Raw genomic sequence first — 19,286 nt, 5'->3', positions numbered from 1 at the left:
ACTTTTCTCACTCTATAGTTGTAAATTCATCGAAGGAACGGCCTTTGAGTTTTAATTGGGCATGGATATCGCCACCAAGACCGTAAAAGCCAATTGCACCGCCGTAGCTCTGACGCGAGCTCATATAAAGTACGACTACGTTAATAATTCTGTTTCCTTTCCTCGCCGGAGCCGGAAAAGGATCGGTCAACTCTGCCCAATATTCGGCATTACCTTCGCTATCGGTTATAAATACGTTGGGTATTCCCAGCGGACCTGGCCTGCTCGGATCCTCCGAGGCTAGATCGTTTTCCCTGAGACTCATCACGGTGTAAACGCTATCCGGAACAAGGCTCCGGAACGAAAACGTGAACCTGGCTCGTTTCTTATCTTCGGACAATGTGACCTCAAAGGTGCCCTCTGCCTCTAGCCAGGCAGCGAGGGTCACTGGCTCGATCTCTCGCTTTCCATCGCTGCTTCGATAATCCGCGATATAGCCTTCATGAAGTGGCAGGCCAGGCCTTATTTCATTATTGGCCTGCGGCCGCTGTTCTGGGGAGAAAATCATCCGATAGTTGTTCATCGGAATGGGTAAAGGAAGAGTATGAAGAATGATGTCCTTCAACGCGTCCTGAGTCATCTTTTTCAGATCGCACAGAATGTTATAGGGTGCGACTTCCCCAAATGCCGGAAGCGGGCTGTCCGGAGAGACAATGACGCTTCGCCACTGCAGTCCATTATCTCCTGGCACCATGCCAACCACGACAAAATTACCCTTCCCGTCCATGACCTCCGCAGGGGGGTAAAGCGGCCCCTGCGTGGTAGCAGCCAGACGGTATTTCTGGCTACGCAATTCAGGCATGCGTTACCCCCTGAGTCACCCCTTGCTGCTCAACAATGGTCGCCTGCATGGCAACCTCAGCCAGAGATTTCTCTCTCTCTGTAATCAGGGCGGAAGGATAAACGGTGAACGAGACATCCATTGTCGCGCAAAGCGTTTGGTGCTGAGTGACGCGAACCTGAGCCTTGAAACGCCCCCGGCGGTCGTTAATATCTTTTTCAAGAAATTCAAAGTGGACCAGCGCCGGTAAAGGGAACAGGAAACTGGCGAAATTGATTGCCATGCTGTTAATGACGTAATAGCGTCCGCTTTCCTGTTGGTAAATAAATTCTTCGGTGACGCCAATAAAGGCCTGTCGGCTGGCTTCAACCAGGAGCATTCCCTGAATATGCTGCCCCGTCTGATGATCCGCCATCAATTCGCAACGCTCATCGATTAACAGCGGCATCGCATAAAGATCGTGGTTATGCTCAGCTTGTTCCGCAGGTCCTATAAGTACATTCTGTTCCAGTCTTTTATGGCAATAAGCATTTTTTTTGTCGCTAACCAGTTTTTCCAGAGAGCATATTTTCAACTTATTACCATGGATCGCATTTCTTGCCTGATTTGAAATTACCTTTCCAGCAAAATCCTTGCGCACGCCCTGCCCAACAATAATTTCATGTTCTTTATCAATGATATTCGCAGGGATTTGAGTCAATAATTCTAGCTGAGATATAGTCAGTACATCTTTACCATTGGCAAATTCATTAAATTTATCGCCAACAACTACCAACTTTTTACAGTTCATTCATTGTCCCTCAACAACAGCAAGCACGATAGATACGTGTATAAAGGCCGTCGTTACCGCCAGTAATGAAGTTATCGCCGGCCTGTTGAATAATTTCCTGATAACGCGCATTGGTAAATGCTTCTTTATATGCTGATTTATCGCCGTTGAATGAGGAGATAAACATTACACCCGGAACACCGCTGATCAGTGAATGAAACGCTTCGAAACTTTCAATCTTATCTTTGTTATCTCTTACAACATTAAAAATGGTTTCATCGCGCCACTGACGGTACTGCTGATAGTTATGCGCAGGCACTTCGACGTGTCGGAGTTGAATATAATTTGATTCTGGCAAGCTATTTTTATTATCAATTGGGGATTCAACAAACTTAAGCAGTTCGCGACGGATATCGGCAGAAAGAACCTCAGAGAAACGATGGAACATGGATTCCATTTCATTCTCAACCCATGCAATCTCTTTAATATCATTGAATGCGCGTAATTCCAACAACTCATTAACGCCGTTTTCTTCACAGGTATAGTAGCGAACGGTTTCACTGCTTTTTAAGGAAGTAAATTCTTTTTCAGAAAAAGTGTTTTTTAATGGGAAGCGTGATACCAGTACATATTTAGACGACATAATTACTCCGAGTATTGATTAAGTGAGGATTCGGATAGAAATTTATCAATACAGGAAACTATTGGAATTGTTAAATTTGTAATATATTTTTTGTATTACTGTTAAAACGGGTTTTGCTGCCAGCATTTAGCGTGTAATATCGAAATGGAAAAAGACGAAATACCTTTTCGCACTTAGGACCCACGTATGGCTACAGCAGAACATTTAATCAGCAATAACCTGCCCAGTATCAAACAATTACAATGCTTTCTCGCTGTTGCACATGAACTGAACTTTCGTAAGGCTGCCGAACGTCTGCGCATGACTCAACCGCCTCTGACGCGTCAGATAAAATGTCTTGAAGCGGTGTTGAAACGTCAGTTGTTCAGTCGCAGCACGCATGACGTTAGCCTTACTGAAGCAGGTCGAGCGTTGGTCGTTCAGGCAGAAAAAATACTCAAAGACATCAGCAGCTTAAAAAAAGACCCTCACTCTTCAGAAACGAGTCTGCGCATCGGTCTCACGCGCACGCTTAATTTTGAATATATTGAACCTGTAAATACCCAGCTTCAAAAAATGAACGCCGGAGATGACGTTGAAACGCCCGACCTGACGTCAGCACAGCTGCTGCAAAGCTTGTCTAAAAATATGCTGGATCTGGTGCTGACCGGGGAAAAAGGGACGGGTCATGAAGACATTGTTCAATACCGCTGGGTATGCCAGGAACCGTTGCTCATCGCAATGCCTTCTTTACATCCTGCCAGTCTGAAAGAGAAAGTCTCGCTGCAAGACATTAGCGATCTTCCACTTTTTTGGTTTTCGAGAAGCGCTAATCCGTCATTCTATGACAAATGCGAAAGCTACTTTGACACGCTGAAAACGCCGCTGAAGCGTATTAAAGAGCCGGATGATTCCCTCGTGATGCTAAGCCGTATCGCAAGAGGGAAAGGGTTTGCGCTGCTGCCTCAGTCAAAATGCACCTTCAATCAGGAGGGGCTATGCTATCGCGAACTAACGGACGATGAGGCAAAGAGATTAAATATTGATATCTATGCTGCAACTCGCCTCAATGAAAACAGAGAGGAGATCCTGAACGCTCAGAATATCTTGTGCGCCAAAAAGGCTTAATGCAGATAAAACACACCTTCTTCCGGCAGAAATAGCTGGTTATAGCGCAGCTGGAAGGCGTTCAGCTCCTGCGGATCGGGCTCCATTTCGCGCATAAAGCCAAGTGCCAGTCGAATTTGCGCATCGGTAATGGGTGCGGCAAGGCGGGCTTTACGCAGCATACGGTGCCAGGTATGCAGATTCTCTTCACTGCCGTCGACAATGCAGACCTGCCAGATGAGCAGCACCTGCGCCGCATTTTGCAGATGTGCCTCGTCGGGGCGCTCGAGGTAGCGGATAAACTCATTGCCCGGCGTTTTACCGAACTGATCGATCATCGACTCGACCGGCATCGGGGTGATGCCCAGCCGCTCGCTTAAACGTTTGATGGCGCGGCGGGAGTCTGAGGTCAGGACACGAAATCCAACCACAAATACCACGGCAAGCGTTGCCAGCATTATCCAGACCATGCGTTCTCCTTAGACTAGCCGCCCATCATAGCGGGAAACGCAGCGCGTCAACAGCGGGAACGGCCAGAATAGTGAACCGAAAAAAGCTGGATAATTGCGATGAAAGCAATCCCGCGCAGGCGTGGCTGCGCGGGCTGTTGCTGGAGACCCGTCAGCGCGCCTGAAGCCCTTTCAGCAGCGCGTCGTGGAAACGTTCAGGATCCTGCATCTGCGGCGCGTGGCCCATGTCGTTAAACTCGACCAGCGTCGCGTGCGGAATGCGCTTCGCCGTCTCTTTGCCCAGCACCGCGTAATTGCCGAGCGTCTTGCGGATCTCCGGTGGGGCGAGATCTTTCCCGATGGCGGTATTGTCCTTAGTGCCGATCATCAATAATACCGGCATCTTCAGCTCGCTAAATTCATAGACAACCGGCTGGGTATAAATCATGTCGTAGAGCAGCGCCGAGTTCCACGCCACGCGAGCTTTGCCCGGCCCGTTGTTCAGCCCGGCGAGCATAGTGACCCAGCGCTCGTACTCCGGCTTCCACTCCCCGGCGTAGTAGGTGTTTTTCTCGTACTGACGAATACCGTCGGCGCTAACTTTCAGCTCGCGCTGGTACCACTGGTCGACCGTAATATGCGGCACGCCGCGCGCTTTCCAGTCTTCCAGACCAATCGGGTTCACCATCACCAGCTGCTCCACCTGCTGCGGCCACATCAACGCATAGCGGGTTGCCAGCATGCCGCCGGTCGAATGTCCTATAACCGTCACGCGCTCGACGCCCAGCGTTTTCAGCAGCGCGTGGGTGTTATCCGCCAGCTGCTGGAAGGTGTACTGGTAATGCTCCGGCTTGGTGGATTTACAAAAACCAATCTGGTCAGGGGCGATCACGCGATACCCACCGGCCGACAGCGCGCGGATAGTGCCGTCCCAGGTGCCAGCACAGAAGTTTTTGCCGTGCATCAGCACCACGGTGCGGCCGTTGGGTTTTTCCGGTTTCACGTCCAGGTAAGCCATATCCAGAGGCTGGTTCTGCGAGGTAAAGGTAAAGTGTTTTACCGGCCAGCCGTAGTCAAAACCTTCCAGCTTCTCGCCGTAGGTGGGGGCATCCGCGGCCATTGCGGGGGACGCCAGCGCCATCAGCAGCGCAAGGCAGGACAATCGTCGGGTTAACATGCAAGCTCTCCGTTAGCAAAAGGGCTAAGGCTGCACGAAAGGCGGCAGCAAAAACACTGTAGAGCATAGAGAGGAGCGAGTGTGTAAAGCGGAGTAAAGGTAGGCCGTGCAAAATAAAAAAGCCCGGCATCACACACCGGGCAAAGAAGTTACCTGCACACTCAGGCTACTTTTAATTTCTGCGCACGATTCTCACGTCGGATCTTACGCTCTTCCAGCACCGCAACCATCGCCATCAGGACGATACAGCCAATCGCGGCGGCATCCAGCGCGGCGAAGGTGCCCGCCCAGCCGGTAAGGCCGAAAATTGGCGTGCCGTCGGCGATCATCCCCAGACCCAGCTTGGCGAAGCTGTCGCCGATCAGGTAGGCGAAGGTGCCCTTAATCCCATCGGCGGCGCCGATCGCTTTTTTCGGGACGAAGCCCACTGCCGCCACACCGATCAGTAATTGCGGACCAAACACCAGGAAGCCGAGCGCGAACAGGGACGCCAGGTAAATGTACTGGTTGCTGGCGTGCTGGTAGACGCCAAGGGTGGCGATAATCAGCGCCAGCGCGACGCAGGCCACCAGCGCGCGGCGGCCATTGGCGAGGTCGGAGAGCCATCCCCACAGCAGCGTGCCGACCAGCGCGCCCACTTCAAACAGGGTGAAGCCCTGAATCGCCACTTCTTTAGAAAGCTTCAGCTCCTGGAAGGCATACACTGTGGACCACTGGTCAATGCCGATACGCACCACGTACAGGAAGATATTCGAGAAACAGAGCAGCCAAATCACTTTGTTTTTCAGCACGTACTCAACAAAGATCTGCCATTTGGACATCTCGTTTTCTTCGGTCTCTTTGTCCTCTTCGCTGATCTCTTCCCCGAACAGCTCTTCGGCTTTGCCGAGGCCGTACGACTCCGGGGAATCGCTGCCGTAGCGCAGGCCGATAAAGCCAACAATCAGGGCAATAATCGACGGGAAGATAAACATGCCGATGACGTGACCGTCGAACAGGTAGTTCGCGCCGAACAGCGCCACGCCTGCCGCACCCGCTCCGCCGAGGTTGTGGGAGATGTTCCACATGCCGAGGTACGACCCCCGCTTGCGGCGCGGCGTCCATTTGGTGATGGTGGAGTAGCTGCACGACCCGCCGGTGCTCTGGAAGAAACCGCTCAGGGCGTAAAAGGCGATCATCAGGAACAGGCTGACGGAGCCCGCGCCCATGCTGGCGCTGAAGCCGAGCATACAGATGGCAGAGAGGATCAGCATAAACGGCAGGAACTGCTTGGTGTTTTTGCCGTCCGCATAGTAGGAAACGACAGTTTTCCCCACGCCATAGGTGATGGAGAAGCCCAGGCCAATCATCCCCAACTGCGTCATGCTCAGCCCGTAGGTGGAGATCATGTCGTTCTGCGCGATGTTAAAGTTTTTGCGGATCAGGTACATAGTCAGGTAGCCGATGAAGACCACCAGATAGGACTGCATGAACGGTTTGAACCACATTTTGCGCCGCACGTCGAGCGGCAGATCCAGGGTCGGCTTGCGCACCTGATTTAAGAAGGCCAGCATGACTGAGTTACTCCTGAGCTGATTTTTGCAGCATTGTAAAAACCAGCCAGGAGAGATGCCTGAGACAGCGTCCAGGTGAAACCGGGAAAATTTCTTAGTTTTGCGCGACTCGACAGCAAAAGGTGAGGCGCGTCACGCTTCGCGTGGTGCCTGCGCGTGCAAAAACGGCAGCAACAGCAGGGCGGAGATGCCCGCCGCGATGGCGATCACCGCGAAGAACCCGCTCCAGTGCCAGATGTCGATCACCCGCGCCAGCGGCCAGCCGGAGAGCGATGCGCCGAGGTAGGCAAACAGCCCGACAAAGCCCGTCGCCGCGCCTGCCGCCTCTTTGTGGGAGCACTCTGCCGCCGCCATGCCGATCAGCATCTGCGGGCCAAAGACGAAAAAACCGATGGTGAAGAAGCACGCCGCCTGCATCACGTAGCTGGCGAACGGCATCAGCCACAGCGAGCCGACGGAGAGCAAAATTCCGGCGGCGAAGATCAGGTTCATCGGCCCGCGGTTGCCGTTGAAGAGCTTGTCCGAGCCCCAGCCCGCCACCAGCGCGCCGATAAACCCGCCCAGTTCAAACATGGTCACCGCCGAGTTGGCGGTCACCAGATCCACACCGAGCGTCTCGGACATGTACAGGTTGCCCCAGTCGTTGATGGCCGCGCGCACCACGTAGACCAGCACGTAGCAGAGCGACAGCAGCCAGATGTAGGGGTTTTTCAGTACGTATTTGGTGAGGATCTGCTGGCGGGACAGCCCGGCCCCCTCCTGCTGCTGGGCGATCTCCATCTCGTCGTGCCGCCAGTCGCCCACCGGTGGAAGGCCGACGGTTTGCGGCCTGTCGCGCAGGCGCCAGCAGAGGAACAGCCCGGCGACAATCGCGAGGCCACCGGCAATCATCATCCCCGCACGCCAGCCGTAGTGCAGCGCGGCAGCCCCCACCACCATCGGGATCAGCGCTCCGCCGACGTTATGCGCGGTGTTCCAGACGGCCCACCAACCGCCGCGCTCATTGCGCGAATACCAGGCGGTCAGCAGACGGGCGCAGACCGGCGCGCCCCAGCCCTGGAAAAAGGCGTTCAGCGCCCACAGCAGGGCGAAGGCCCACAGCGACGTCGAGAAGCCAAACAGGATGTTCACCACGCCGGTGGCGATCAGCCCAACGCCCATGAAATAGCGCGCATTGGAGCGGTCGCTGACGATGCCGGAGAAGAACTTCGACAGACCGTAGGTGATGTAAAACAGCGTCGCCAGCAGGCCGATATCGGTGCGCGCCATCACGCCGCTGGCGAGGATCTCCGGCGCGGCGGCGTTGAAGCTTTTGCGGGTGAAGTAGAACAGCGCGTAGCCGAGCCAGATAGTGACCAGGATATGACGTCGCCAGTAGCGATAGCGGGCGTCGATTTCCGCTTTGTTGCCTAGCGGGGCGGCGCTGGCCGGGGTTTTAAACATGGTACGTCCTTAACGGCAAACTGACGCTGACGCGCGTCCCGTGGGTGCAGGAGATCGTCAGCGTGCCGCCCAGCGCCTTCACGCGCTCGCGCATCCCCGCCAGGCCAAAGCCCTGTTGGCCGGATCCCGGCGGTAGGCCGCAGCCGTCGTCTTCAATCACCAGCATCAGGCGCTCGTCCTGCTGCCAGCCCTGGATCGTGACCGCGCTGGCACTGGCGTGTTTGACGATGTTGTTCAGCCCTTCCTGGCAGACGCGGAACAGCGTCACACGCTGGCCTTCGCTCAGCGCAGGTTCGTTAATGCGCCAGTCGAGATGGCTGACAATCCCGCGGCTCTCCAGCTCCATCTCGCGCATCAGAGAGCGTATCGCCTGCTCGAGCGAGAGATCGTCAAGCTGGCGCGGACGCAGCCGCCCTAACAGGCGACGAACGGAGTCATAGACACCCAGCGAAAGCTGTTCGATATGCGCCCCGCCCTGCTTCACACCCGCGTTTTCTGCCGCCAGGCGCTGGACAATGCCCGCCTGGGTGCGGATGGCGGTGATGGTCTGGCCGATGTCATCGTGCAGCTCGCGGGCGACCTCCTGCCGCACGCTCTCTTCCGTCTCCAGCAGACGCTCCGCCAGACGGCGGTTGCGCGCCAGCTCGGCTTGCAGAGACTGGTTCAGCTCGCGCAGGCGCTGGATGCCCGCCCCCAGCAGCAGCCCGGTCAGGCTCTGGGCCAGCAGCGAGAGCAACAGATCTACCGGATGATCGTGCCAGGTCTGGCTGGCGATCAGCGCGATGGCGTTCATTAGGGTCGCGATCAGCGCCCCCTGCCAGCCGTAGTGCCAGGCGAGGGCGATGATCGGCAGCGCCAGACAAAACGGCGTGAAGCGTGATAATTCAGCGGGGAGACCAAGCTGCAACCACAGGCTCACCACAAACAGCAGCAGATACCAGATCAGGTGCCGGGCGCGCCAGTTCACCGGCTGGGAGACCAGCGCCGGGCCGAGCGGCTGCCAGACGGTGCTGGTGAGGTAGTGCCAGAAAACCAGGCAGGTCGGTGCCAGCGTCAGGCCGCCGGTGAGGGTCAGCAGCAGGGCGTTGAGCCCCTCCTTTTCGCCCACCCACGGCAGGGACTGCAACAGCGCGGCGGCAATCAGCGCCGCCCCCTGACGCAGCAGCGTGCGCCAGTCGCGCTGGTGACGGTAGCGGGAAATCAGGGCGACCGGGATAAGCGTGAGCAGGCTTCCGGTCATCAATAAAGGCAGATGCGCCAGCGCCACTTCCTGCGCCAGCCAGATCAGCATCAGCCACTCTGCGCCCAGCAAAACGGGCCAGTATCCGCGCGGGCACTGAAGCATCAGTCCCAGACGCAGGCCAAAGGGGAAAAGCAGCACCGCCAGCTCCGGGCGTTCCACCAGATGCAGGCTGATGCTCCACAGGCAGAACCATGCGGCGGAGAAGATAAAAAAGCTGGCGACGACGGCGATCAGCCGTGAAAAAACGGGGCTCATTGCCAGCTGTCAAACATACGGCGCGCCAGCTCGACATCGTTACTGACGTTGAGTTTTTCCATCAGGTTGGCGCGATGAACATGCACGGTTTTCGGGGACAGATCCAGCTCCGCGGCAATCTCTTTCACCGACATGCCCTGGGCAAGTTTCTCTGCCACCTGACGCTCGCGTCTGGTGAGCGGATCCTGCCGTCCCGCCGCCAGCTTGATGGCGATATCCGGCGTCAGGTAGCAGCCGCCGGTGGAGACGGTGCGCACGGCGGCAATCAGCTCGTCGGGGCTACAGCGTTTAGAGAGGAAGCCGCGCGCGCCCGCGTTGAGCGCCTGCTCGACCAGCGCCGGGCTGTCGTGGACCGAGAGCATAATGGTCGCCATCCCTTTCGGCAGCTGGCTTAACAGCTCCAGCCCGGAGAGATCCGGCATTGAGATGTCGCAGATACAGACCTGCACCCCGCGTCCCGGCAGGCCCGCCAGCGCCTCGCGACCGGAGCCAAACTCGGCCACGACCTGAAAATCCGGTTCGAGGTTTAAAAGCTGGGCAAAGCCGGAGCGGACGATAAGGTGGTCGTCGATAAGGGCGATGGTGGTCATGGTTTGATCCTGATGCGTGAACACGCCGGATGGCGGCGTAAACGCCTTATCCGGCCTACGTGTAACGTCCTTGCAGGCTGGATAGGCGCAGCGCCATCCGGCAAAAGCCTTTTACCTTAAGTGATTTACTCGAAAAACACCGCAATTTTGTTAAACATGGTGGGATCGGACTGGTTGCGTGCCACTTTGGTGACATCTTCCAGCTTGTCGATCTGCGCCATCATCTGCTCCAGACGCTGGTCGTCGTTCACCAGTAGCCAGATGCGGCTGTGCTCGCTGCCCTGAATCGGCAGGCACAGAATGCCTTCCACGTTAAACGCACGTCGGGCAAACAGCCCGCAGACGTGGGTCATGACGCCAGGGTGGTTGCGGACGGTGAGTTCCAGAATGACATTATCACATTGTTTCTGCATGGCTTATTCCCCCACCATCTCAGTATTGGCCGCACCCGGCGGCACCATCGGATACACTTTTTGTTCAGGGTCGATACGCACGTGGATCAGCGCCGGGCCAGGGCGAGAAATCGCATCCTGCAACGCCGCGTGGGCATCTTCTTCGGCGTTCAGATCGCAGGTGTGCAGGCCAAAACCAGCGGCAATCTGCATGAAGTTGATCATCCCCGGATAGGTCGCCGCAAACACGCCCTGCTTATAGAACAGGCTCTGCTGCTGGTGTACCAGGCCCAGCGCCTCGTTGTTCATCAGAATGATTTTGACGTCTAACTGGTTTTCGGCTGCCGTCGCCATCTCCTGAATGTTCATCATCAGGCTGCCGTCACCGGAGAAGCAGATCACCTTACGGTCCGGGTTGGCGAGCGCCGCGCCAACCGCTGCTGGCAGGCCGAAGCCCATGGTGCCAAGGCCGCCGGAGGTCAGCCACTGGCGCGGGCGGTTAAGCGGATACGCCTGGGCGGTCCACATCTGATGCTGGCCGACGTCGGTGGTGATAATCGCGCTGTCATCCACGCAGGCGGCAACGGCGTTGATAAGGCCATAGTGGCTCAGCGGGTCGCCCTCGGTTGGGATAGCGCCCGGGAATTCGCGTTGCAGATCGGCCACCAGCTGGCGCCAGTCGGTGCGGTCGGTTGCCTCCGTCTGTGGGATCAGCTGTGCCAGCACCTCGGCCACATCGCCCTGAATCGCCACGTGCGGCTGCTTGATTTTACCCAGCTCGGCGCGGTCGATATCCACGTGAATGATTTTGGCGTTCGGGCAGAACTCCTCGGTTTTGCCAATCGCCCGGTCATCAAAACGCGCCCCCATAACAATCAGCAAATCCGCCTCTTGCAGGATGTAGTTGGTGCTGCGCGCGCCGTGCATGCCCAGCATCCCTAAAGACAATGGGTGCGCTTTTGGCAGCATGCCGAGCGCCATCAGGGTCATGGTGGTAGGCAGGCTGGCTTTTTCAGCGAACTGACGGATTTCATCCGCGGCGTTGATCGCCCCGCCGCCCAGATAGAGCACCGGGCGTTTGGCCGCGTTAATCATGGCGGCGGCATCGCGCACGCTCTCAACGCTGAATTCCGGCGCCGGGGCACGCTTGCCCGGCTCGGGCAGGACGTCGATCTCAATTTCTGCGGTCTGGACATCCTTAGGAATGTCTATCCACACCGGACCCGGGCGGCCAGACTGGGCAATGCGAAACGCATCGCTGATCACCTGAGGCAGCTCGCTGATATCGCGAACTAAATAGTTATGTTTGGTGATGGGGATAGAGATACCGTAGGTATCCACTTCCTGGAACGCATCGGTACCGATCATCGAGGACGGCACCTGGCCGGTAATGCAGATCAGCGGAATGGAGTCGAGGCGCGCATCGGCGATGGCGGTCACCAGGTTAGTGGCGCCCGGCCCGCTGCAGGCCATACAGACCGCCGGTTTACCCTGGGTACGCGCCATGCCCTGAGCGATAAAGCCTGCGCCCTGCTCGTGGCGCGCCAGCACGTGGCGGATCTGTGTGCTTTGGCTTAACGCATCATACAGCGGCAGCACGGTCCCACCCGGGATGCCCGCAACGGTGGTGATGCCTTGTCGTTCCAGTAAATGAACAATCAGCTGCGCGCCTGTAAAACGCGTTTTTGTGTATGTTGTGCCCGAACTTGCCATGCTCCAGTCCTTTTCTTCTGGGCCGACTTTCCGGGGAGGCTCTTAAACGAAAAACCCCGCCCGGTTTGCGCCGGCGGGGTTTTGGATTCGTGTGTTGATCCAGTCCCTACGGCGCATTGCCGACGACCACCACCACACGCACGACGACCACTGCGGCAGGTTGCGCAGTTTTTAGTAGGGTCGAAGTGAAGATGGATGAAGTCATTGGGGACCTGTGTTTGGAATCATTGATAGAATTTATACAAACACAGGTTTTCGGATGTGACAATGGAAATATTTTCAACTGCGCAAAAATGCGTCAGGGATCACGTTTTGTTTGTTGGGCGATGACACTCAATAAAGGGTTTTTACTCACTCAATAAATAGCGCAGGTGATACCCCAAATCTGACCGCCAGCTTTTTAATATGGTTCAGAGTAAGCTGTCTCTGACCATTCAGAACCCGTGAAACCATCGATTTACTACCAATTTCATCCTTAAAATCCGATATCGTCAGATTGTATTGATCCATCAAGGTTCTCAAAACTGCAATTCCGACGGGAACGGACTCCATCTCCTTGCGTAATGCGACTATCTCTGGCCGATTAGCTTCGTAATGGCTAATTCTGGCGCAAACAATATCCAGCAAGGGGCTATTGGGCTCGTTCATAAGGAGATACTCAACCAGCTCAAGCGCATCCTTATAATCTTTCTCGCTCGGCTGTTCACCCAGTAAAGGAACGGCCGCAACAAGGGCGTGCGTAGCTTTCATTGCATCAGCGACGATCATCATTTCTTCCCCTTAGTGCGATGTTTCTCCGTAAAACGGTCATATTCCTTATGAGTAAAAACATGGCGCACATAAAACTTTTGGCTTTCAAAGAATATGAGAGCCACTACTCTGAGATTGTTATTTGCAATATCAATAACATAATGCTTATCAAGATACTTGAAGTTATCCAGCGTTGGGAAAAGTTTTCTCAGTGCAGCGGGCGTCGGGCAGTGGCTCTTTTCAATAACTCGTCCTAAAAAGAGAAGCTCTTCTCTGTATTGCGGGAACTGGCTTACCGCATCCAAAATTGCCTTCATTGAGATTAAATGCATCCTGCTTGCCTGCCGCGTCCGTTGCCATTATGGCAACGATAACACCTATTGCCAATAAGTCAACGGAGGATACTATTTTCACTTCGTCAGAAAACAAAAAACCCCGCCTAAGCGAGGTTTTTATCAGGGTTTTGCGGTTGGTTGCCGCAGAACACACTGTGTTACGTCAACGCGAAAAGTATACGCGATCGAAGACGAACGCGCAATTCCGGCACGGATTTTGACGTTTTTGAGTATGGATCGCCTTCCAAAATTTGTCCATAAAATACTGTTCATACATACAGTATTTATCTATACTGAGGGTGTTCGCAGTGAGCGAGGGGCCGCAGTTTACCGGCGCAACGAAGTCCTGGCTGAAACGGGTGGTGCCGTCAGTGCCTTAACCCCTGAAGTGAGCACACTGTGTTACGTCAATCCAGGTGCTGGCCACAGGCGGCGGAAAGGTACGCCAGCATCGTGCTCCTTTTAACCAAAAGGAGACGCGTATGAGCGTCGTGGATATGGTCATACTTGTCCTCAAACTCATTGTTGCTGTATTGCAACTGCTTGATGCTGTCCTGAAATACGTTAAGTGATTCAGGTTCAAGTCGCACCTGAGAGGGGCGGGCAACCGCCCCTCTTTAATAACGAGGGAATGCTATGTCGCGTCTGTTAATTGAGCCCGTCACGCCCGATGAACCGGGCTATATCGCCCTGAAGGCCGAGAGTATCGCGTTAAATTTCAATATGCTGCGCAGGCTGGAAGAGAACTGGCAGCGCGGTGAGAATCGCTTTAACGCGCCGGGTGAAAAGCTGCTGGGTGCGTTTCTTAACGGCAGGCTGGTGGGCGTGTGCGGTCTAAATCGCGATCCATTCAGCCAGCAGCCGCGCGCCGGACGTATTCGTCATCTCTACGTCAGCGAAAAGTGCCGTGGGCTGGGGATTGGAAAACAACTTTTGACCGTGGTGATGGCGGATGCCAGCATCTGGTTTGATTTTCTTAATACCCATGCGCCGGAAACCGCGTACGGATTTTATCATCGGGCGGGCTTCAGGCTTGTGTCAGACGAGCCCCGGGTGACGCACCGCCTTTTTTGCGCAGTGTAAGCGGCTGGCAGCCTCGACGGGGGAATGTTACAGTTGGATGACATTTCACCAACCGATCCGCCATGTCCATCACCGTTTTCTGCATTTTACTGTTCGCCGCACTGCTGCATGCCAGCTGGAACGCCATCGTTAAAGCCGGAACGGACAAGCTCTACTCGGCGATCGGGGTCAGCGGTTCAGCCGCGCTTATTGCCCTGATTTTACTGCCTTTCTCTCCCCAGCCGACTGCCGCAAGCTGGCCATATTTGTTCGTCTCCTGTGCGTTACACTGCTCGGCGGCGTCGGGACGATGGGATCTTACGGTCTGGCACTCTGGGCGATGACCCAGGCGCCGCTGGCGGTGGTCGCCGCACTACGTGAAACCTCAATTCTCTTCGGCGCATTCATCGCATTTGTGCTTTTAAAAGAGAAGGTTGTGGGCCTGCGCATCGCGGCGGCGCTGGGTATTGCAGCCGGTGCGGTCCTGCTGCGCCTGGCGTAATTCGCTGGCAACATTAGTTGCCGATCTTGTTTACAAATCCTGCCTTCACGCCTTCTGTCATTCATCACAGTAATACTTAAATTGTCATCTCTCTGTGGTAGATTCCTCGCGCATTTATGGGAATGCGTAGTCACTTATTCTTTATTTATCTCTTTTGGCAAAAGTATTCAGCGACATGAAAAAGCAACGGAACGTGAACTTATTGTTGATGCTGGTGTTACTGGTGGCCGTCGGGCAGATGGCGCAAACCATCTACATTCCGGCGATTGCCGATATGGCAAAAGATCTGAGCGTCCGCGAAGGTGCGGTACAGAGCGTGATGGCAGCCTACCTGCTGACCTATGGCGTTTCACAGCTGGTTTATGGTCCCCTGTCCGATCGCGTCGGGCGTCGTCCGGTCATTCTGGTGGGCATGAGCATTTTCATGGTGGCGACGGTGATTGCCATTACTACGCACAGCCTGACCATCCTGATTGCCGCCAGCGCCCTCCAGGGCGTGGGCACCGGCGTCGGCGGGGTCATGGCGCGTACCCTGCCGCGTGATATGTACCAGGGCACCCAACTTCGCCACGCCAACAGTCTGTTAAATATGGGCATTCTGGTCAGCCCGCTGCTCGCCCCGCTGATTGGGGGTCTGCTGGACACCGTCTGGTCCTGGCGCGCCTGTTACGCCTTCCTGCTGGTGCTGTGCATTATTGTCACCTTCAGCATGGCGCGCTGGATGCCGGAAACACGTCCGCAGGACGCGCCGCGCACGAAGCTCATCGCCAGCTACAAAACGCTGTTCGGTAATGGGTCCTTTACCTGTTATCTGTTGATGCTAATCGGCGGCCTGGCGGGCATTGCGGTGTTTGAAGCCTGTTCCGGCGTGCTGCTGGGCGCAGGCCTTGGCCTGAGCAGCATGGTGGTGAGCATTTTGTTTATTCTGCCGATCCCGGCGGCGTTCTTCGGCGCATGGTTCGCCGGACGTCCGAACAAACGCTTCTCTACGCTGATGTGGCAGTCGGTGATCAGCTGTCTACTGGCCGGGCTGATGATGTGGATCCCGGGGCTGTTTGACGTGATGTCGGTCTGGACGTTGCTCATCCCGGCGGCGCTGTTCTTCTTCGGCGCGGGCATGCTGTTCCCGCTCGCCACCAGCGGCGCAATGGAGCCGTTCCCGTTCCACGCGGGCACGGCTGGTGCCCTGGTCGGCGGTTTACAGAATATCGGTTCCGGCGCGCTGGCCTGGCTTTCGGCTATGATGCCGCAGACCGGGCAGGCGAGTTTGGGCCTGCTGATGACCCTGATGGGGCTGCTGATTTTGCTGTGCTGGCTGCCGCTGGCGTCGCGCGTCCCGCATCACGAACAGCCGGTTTAACCGCATGATGGCCCGGCTTCTCGCCGGACTTTTCACACACGGGCGCAATCATCGCCTGTAATAACGGCTCTGGCGCAGGCCGCCAGGCACCCTCTTCCCCGTCATAAAACTGGAAGTCCGCGTTAAGCGCATACGGGATTTTCGCCTTTTGCAGCTCGCAGGCCATAAAGTTGGCGAAGGCCATTTGCGAAGCGGTTGGCGTGAGGTGGTTTGACTCCCCCACGCCCCAGCCCCCGACCCAGCTAACGTGCCCGGTTTTTTGCTGCCAGTGCAGCGCGGCATTGATTCGGTTACGGATAGCCGCTTTCTCAGCCGCGGTTCCGGACGTCCACGGGTATTTGCCGTTCGTTTTCAGCGGACCCCAGGGGAAAATATGCCATTCCGCCAGCAGGTAATTCTGGCTGTGTGCGGGCAGCTTCAGGCTGGATAAATCCTCCGGCGCGGCGCGCAGACGAGGGGCGATAAAAATCATGCGGCTGGCATCAATGGCGTGAATGTCTTTGATCGCTTTCTCATACACCCGGTTGAGCGAAGCAACGTTGTGGTTGAGCTTGTCCGCCGGTTCGTAGATCAGGTCAAACCCCAGCAACGGCGAGCGCTGACCAAAATAGTGCGCCACGGCAATCCACCAGTTGATCACCGCTTTTTCGGTATCCGCTTTCGGGTCGTTTTTATATTCATCGGCCTGATAAGCGATGATGGGGATGACGCCGTATTGCTCGCAAGCCTCCACCAGCTTACGCAGGTGAATCAACCGCGCTTCCGTCGGTTCGCCCGCCACCCGAATACGGACATGATGTATGCCTTTCGCCTGGAAATCACGGACCACCAACGGGTCGAATTCGCGTATACCGCGCTCGGTGCGGGCCCAGTCGACATCCATTCCGACGCCCAACATCTGCGCGTAACGGGCAGCCGTCAGGGGTGGCTCAGCGGCACAGGCCCAGCCGGAAGCGAGCGCTAACACGGTGACAATTAACGGCTTTAACACGACGCCCCTTGCAAATAATCAAATGCTTTACTCTGTATTTAGCATGCTTTTTCACAATTGGTGTAGAGTCAAGACGAACTAAATTCTGAGACAGATTATGAAAACGACTGACCTGACCGGCCTCATTGACCGGTTTCCGCTGCTGGCGGATTTGATTGCCCTGAAAGAGATCACCTGGCTTAATCCGAACACCACGACGCTGGCGGAAGGGTTGCCATATGTCAGGCTGACCAAAGCCGACGTGGACGACGCGCATGCGCGCCTGAAACGCTTCGCGCCGTATCTGGCGAAAGCCTTCCCGGAAACGGCGGCAACGGGCGGGATTATCGAATCCGAACTGGTCGCTATCCCGGCGATGCAAAAGCGGCTGGAGAAAGAGTCCGGCAAGGCCATTCCAGGCACGCTGCTGCTGAAAAAAGACAGCCATCTGCCGATTTCCGGCTCCATTAAAGCGCGCGGCGGTATCTATGAAGTGCTGGCCCACGCGGAAAAACTGGCGCTGGAAGCCCGGTTGCTGAGCGTTGAAGATGACTACAGTATCCTGCTGGAGCCACGCTTTAAAGCCTTCTTCAGCCAGTACAGCATCGCGGTGGGTTCAACCGGCAACCTGGGGATGTCCATCGGCATTATGAGCGCGCGCATCGGCTTTAAGGTCACGGTGCATATGTCCGCCGACGCCCGCGAGTGGAAGAAAGCCAAACTGCGCAGCCACGGCGTGATCGTCGTGGAATATGAGCAGGATTATGGCGTGGCGGTGGAGCAAGGGCGCAAAGCGGCGGAAAGCGATCCAAACTGTTTCTTTATTGACGATGAGAACTCACGCACGCTGTTCCTGGGCTACGCGGTTGCAGGTGAGCGCCTGAAAGCGCAGTTTGCCGCGCAGGGGCGCGCGGTGGATGCTGAACATCCGTTGAATGTCTATCTGCCGTGCGGCGTCGGCGGCGGCCCCGGCGGCGTGGCGTTTGGCCTGAAGCTGGCCTTTGGCGATAACGTCCACTGTTTCTTCGCCGAGCCCACGCACTCCCCGTGCATGCTGCTGGGCGTTTACACCGGGCTGCACGATGAAATCGCCGTGCAGGATCTGGGTATTGATAACGTGACGGCGGCGGACGGTCTGGCGGTAGGTCGCGCGTCCGGCTTCGTGGGCCGCGCGATGGAGCGTCTGCTTGACGGGTTCTATACCCTCTCAGATCAAAGCATGTACGACCTGCTCGGCTGGCTGGCGCAGGAAGAAGGCATTCGTCTGGAGCCGTCGGCGCTGGCGGGGATGGCCGGGCCGGTACGCATAACGGCGAATGCTAACACTACACACCTGGTCTGGGCGACCGGCGGCGGCATGGTGCCGGAAGACGAGATGGCGAAATATTTAGCGAAAGGGAAGTAAATATGCCGGGTGGCGGCTGCGCCTTACCCGGCCTACAGGTGCAAAATTTGTTGAATGTGGGTGACCGCAAACAGCAGTGACAGCGACAGCACGGCCAGGGCGATAAGGAACTTATCCCGCACCGCCTTCGGCTGTACAAAGTCGCTCTGCGCCACGTCCATCAGGTTACGGCTGCGGGTGTAGCGCCATAAAATGATGGCTACCAGCGCCAGCACAACAATGGAGATCCAGAATGGCGCCCCCGTGCGGTGCCAGTTGTGCTTAATGGCAAGCGCGATCAACGCACCATACCCAAGCAGCGTGCGCAGCCAGGCCAGCGAGGTTCGCTCCGGCTGAAGCCCGGGGTCCGCTTCCCGCCGCGCTTTGCGGCTATCCGGCATACAGCACCAGTAACATCACTACGCCCGCAACCATCAGCAAAATCGTACTGATGATGAGCAAACCGCGCGTGTAGGGGAGATCCTGCTTCAGACGCATCGCCTTTTCATTTCTCAGCCAGCGCAGATAGCCATAAATCGCCAGCACGCCGGCAATCAGGCACAGCAGCAGGGCCAGCACTTCGCGAATCAACGGAGTGGCAAAATCGGGGGCGAGCTGATCAAGGCCGACGCCTGCGGCCAGAAAGCCCAGGGCGGTGCGGATCCACGCTAAGAACGTGCGTTCGTTAGCCAGTGAGAAGCGGTAGTCCGGCGCTTCACCGAGGCGGGAAATGTTCATGAAGGTTCCTTGTCGTGCAGCATGCAGGCTTCAGCATAGCGTAATTCAGCCA

The 19,286-nt window shown here is 56.3% G+C and carries 21 protein-coding genes and 2 pseudogenes; 6 read left to right on the top strand and 17 right to left on the bottom strand.

Annotated features, from left to right (window positions below; all coding sequences use genetic code 11):
• Positions 1–7 precede the first annotated feature (7 nt).
• From ACQG11_RS09680 to ACQG11_RS09670, 3 genes are read right to left on the bottom strand one after another with little or no spacing between them, the layout of a single operon-like run.
• Complete coding sequence (locus ACQG11_RS09680) at positions 8–841, bottom strand: hypothetical protein (RefSeq protein WP_045308252.1); 834 nt, start codon at positions 839–841, stop codon at positions 8–10.
• Positions 834–1,610, bottom strand: coding sequence for an AfsA-related hotdog domain-containing protein (locus ACQG11_RS09675; protein ID WP_045308253.1), 777 nt, complete (start codon positions 1,608–1,610; stop codon positions 834–836). The genes ACQG11_RS09680 and ACQG11_RS09675 overlap by 8 nt, the downstream gene beginning before the upstream one ends.
• 10 nt (positions 1,611–1,620) lie before the next feature.
• Positions 1,621–2,232 (bottom strand): hypothetical protein, encoded by a 612-nt coding sequence (locus ACQG11_RS09670; protein WP_045308254.1) that lies wholly within the window; start codon positions 2,230–2,232, stop codon positions 1,621–1,623.
• A 186-nt stretch (positions 2,233–2,418) separates the two neighbouring features.
• Between ACQG11_RS09670 and ACQG11_RS09665 the strand changes: the two genes are divergently transcribed.
• Entirely contained in the window at positions 2,419–3,339 is a 921-nt protein-coding gene (locus ACQG11_RS09665; RefSeq protein WP_063150649.1) for a LysR family transcriptional regulator, read from the top strand.
• On the opposite strand, the gene ACQG11_RS09660 is transcribed toward ACQG11_RS09665, so the two are convergent.
• The 11 genes from ACQG11_RS09660 to ACQG11_RS09610 all read right to left on the bottom strand — a co-directional run bounded on the left by ACQG11_RS09660 (position 3,336) and on the right by ACQG11_RS09610 (position 13,215).
• Positions 3,336–3,788 (bottom strand): DUF1198 domain-containing protein, encoded by a 453-nt coding sequence (locus tag ACQG11_RS09660; RefSeq protein ID WP_014830062.1) that lies wholly within the window; start codon positions 3,786–3,788, stop codon positions 3,336–3,338. The two genes, ACQG11_RS09665 and ACQG11_RS09660, sit on opposite strands and share 4 nt — an antisense overlap.
• Positions 3,789–3,939: 151 nt before the next feature.
• On the bottom strand, positions 3,940–4,944 hold the full coding sequence (locus ACQG11_RS09655; RefSeq protein ID WP_023298971.1) for an alpha/beta fold hydrolase: 1,005 nt from the start codon (positions 4,942–4,944) through the stop codon (positions 3,940–3,942).
• 161 nt (positions 4,945–5,105) lie between these two features.
• Positions 5,106–6,497: a hexose-6-phosphate:phosphate antiporter gene (gene uhpT, locus ACQG11_RS09650; RefSeq protein ID WP_023298970.1), complete on the bottom strand. Its 1,392-nt coding sequence runs from the start codon at positions 6,495–6,497 to the stop codon at positions 5,106–5,108.
• Positions 6,498–6,629: 132 nt separating this feature from the next.
• Positions 6,630–7,940 carry an MFS transporter gene (locus ACQG11_RS09645; protein ID WP_023298969.1) on the bottom strand — a complete coding sequence of 437 codons (1,311 nt, stop codon included), beginning with the start codon at positions 7,938–7,940 and terminating at the stop codon, positions 6,630–6,632.
• The gene (gene uhpB / locus ACQG11_RS09640; protein ID WP_426728335.1) at positions 7,933–9,438 is read right to left on the bottom strand and encodes a signal transduction histidine-protein kinase/phosphatase UhpB; all 1,506 of its coding nucleotides are present in this window, start codon (positions 9,436–9,438) and stop codon (positions 7,933–7,935) included. The genes ACQG11_RS09645 and uhpB overlap by 8 nt, the downstream gene beginning before the upstream one ends.
• Positions 9,435–10,028 (bottom strand): transcriptional regulator UhpA, encoded by a 594-nt coding sequence (uhpA, locus tag ACQG11_RS09635; RefSeq protein WP_022646555.1) that lies wholly within the window; start codon positions 10,026–10,028, stop codon positions 9,435–9,437. The genes uhpB and uhpA overlap by 4 nt, the downstream gene beginning before the upstream one ends.
• 125 nt (positions 10,029–10,153) lie before the next feature.
• On the bottom strand, positions 10,154–10,441 hold the full coding sequence (gene ilvN, locus ACQG11_RS09630; RefSeq protein WP_015570113.1) for an acetolactate synthase small subunit: 288 nt from the start codon (positions 10,439–10,441) through the stop codon (positions 10,154–10,156).
• A gap of 3 nt (positions 10,442–10,444) precedes the next feature.
• Positions 10,445–12,133, bottom strand: a complete 1,689-nt coding sequence (gene ilvB, locus ACQG11_RS09625) for an acetolactate synthase large subunit (protein ID WP_426728334.1) — start codon at positions 12,131–12,133, stop codon at positions 10,445–10,447.
• A gap of 106 nt (positions 12,134–12,239) precedes the next feature.
• Positions 12,240–12,338, bottom strand: coding sequence for an ilvB operon leader peptide IvbL (ivbL, locus tag ACQG11_RS09620; protein ID WP_057979964.1), 99 nt, complete (start codon positions 12,336–12,338; stop codon positions 12,240–12,242).
• Between the two features lie 146 nt (positions 12,339–12,484).
• Positions 12,485–12,904: a helix-turn-helix domain-containing protein gene (locus ACQG11_RS09615; RefSeq protein WP_023305145.1), complete on the bottom strand. Its 420-nt coding sequence runs from the start codon at positions 12,902–12,904 to the stop codon at positions 12,485–12,487.
• On the bottom strand, positions 12,901–13,215 hold the full coding sequence (locus tag ACQG11_RS09610) for a type II toxin-antitoxin system HigB family toxin (RefSeq protein ID WP_022646552.1): 315 nt from the start codon (positions 13,213–13,215) through the stop codon (positions 12,901–12,903). Before ACQG11_RS09610 ends, ACQG11_RS09615 begins: the two co-directional genes overlap by 4 nt.
• Before the next feature lie 485 nt (positions 13,216–13,700).
• On the opposite strand from ACQG11_RS09610, the gene tisB reads away from it, so the two are divergent.
• The 4 genes and pseudogenes from tisB to emrD all read left to right on the top strand — a co-directional run bounded on the left by tisB (position 13,701) and on the right by emrD (position 16,142).
• Entirely contained in the window at positions 13,701–13,790 is a 90-nt protein-coding gene (gene tisB / locus ACQG11_RS09605) for a type I toxin-antitoxin system toxin TisB (protein ID WP_022646551.1), read from the top strand.
• A 64-nt stretch (positions 13,791–13,854) separates the two neighbouring features.
• A complete protein-coding gene (locus ACQG11_RS09600) occupies positions 13,855–14,301 on the top strand; it encodes a GNAT family N-acetyltransferase (RefSeq protein WP_023298965.1) in 447 nt (148 codons plus the stop codon).
• 62 nt (positions 14,302–14,363) lie between these two features.
• Positions 14,364–14,782 (top strand): annotated as a pseudogene (locus tag ACQG11_RS09595) (EamA family transporter).
• Positions 14,783–14,957: 175 nt separating this feature from the next.
• Positions 14,958–16,142, top strand: coding sequence for a multidrug efflux MFS transporter EmrD (gene emrD / locus ACQG11_RS09590; RefSeq protein WP_069597078.1), 1,185 nt, complete (start codon positions 14,958–14,960; stop codon positions 16,140–16,142).
• Here the strand turns inward: emrD and ACQG11_RS09585 are convergent.
• Positions 16,048–17,133 (bottom strand): annotated as a pseudogene (locus tag ACQG11_RS09585) (cellulase family glycosylhydrolase); the annotation flags it as partial. The gene emrD and the pseudogene ACQG11_RS09585 sit on opposite strands and share 95 nt — an antisense overlap.
• 97 nt (positions 17,134–17,230) lie before the next feature.
• Here ACQG11_RS09585 and dsdA point away from each other — a divergent pair.
• On the top strand, positions 17,231–18,517 hold the full coding sequence (gene dsdA / locus ACQG11_RS09580) for a D-serine ammonia-lyase (protein ID WP_426728333.1): 1,287 nt from the start codon (positions 17,231–17,233) through the stop codon (positions 18,515–18,517).
• 32 nt (positions 18,518–18,549) lie between these two features.
• Here dsdA and ACQG11_RS09575 read toward each other — a convergent pair whose 3' ends face one another.
• Both ACQG11_RS09575 and ACQG11_RS09570 read right to left on the bottom strand, forming a co-directional pair.
• Entirely contained in the window at positions 18,550–18,897 is a 348-nt protein-coding gene (locus ACQG11_RS09575) for a DUF202 domain-containing protein (protein ID WP_022646545.1), read from the bottom strand.
• Positions 18,887–19,234 (bottom strand): YidH family protein, encoded by a 348-nt coding sequence (locus ACQG11_RS09570; RefSeq protein WP_003861080.1) that lies wholly within the window; start codon positions 19,232–19,234, stop codon positions 18,887–18,889. Before ACQG11_RS09570 ends, ACQG11_RS09575 begins: the two co-directional genes overlap by 11 nt.
• Positions 19,235–19,286 lie beyond the last annotated feature (52 nt).

This window comes from Enterobacter cloacae complex sp. 372C4 (assembly GCF_050030615.1).
In the GTDB taxonomy this organism is placed as follows: domain Bacteria; phylum Pseudomonadota; class Gammaproteobacteria; order Enterobacterales; family Enterobacteriaceae; genus Enterobacter; species Enterobacter intestinihominis.
Note: the sequence above shows the minus strand (reverse complement) of the source record. Positions and strands in the feature narration are given on the sequence as shown.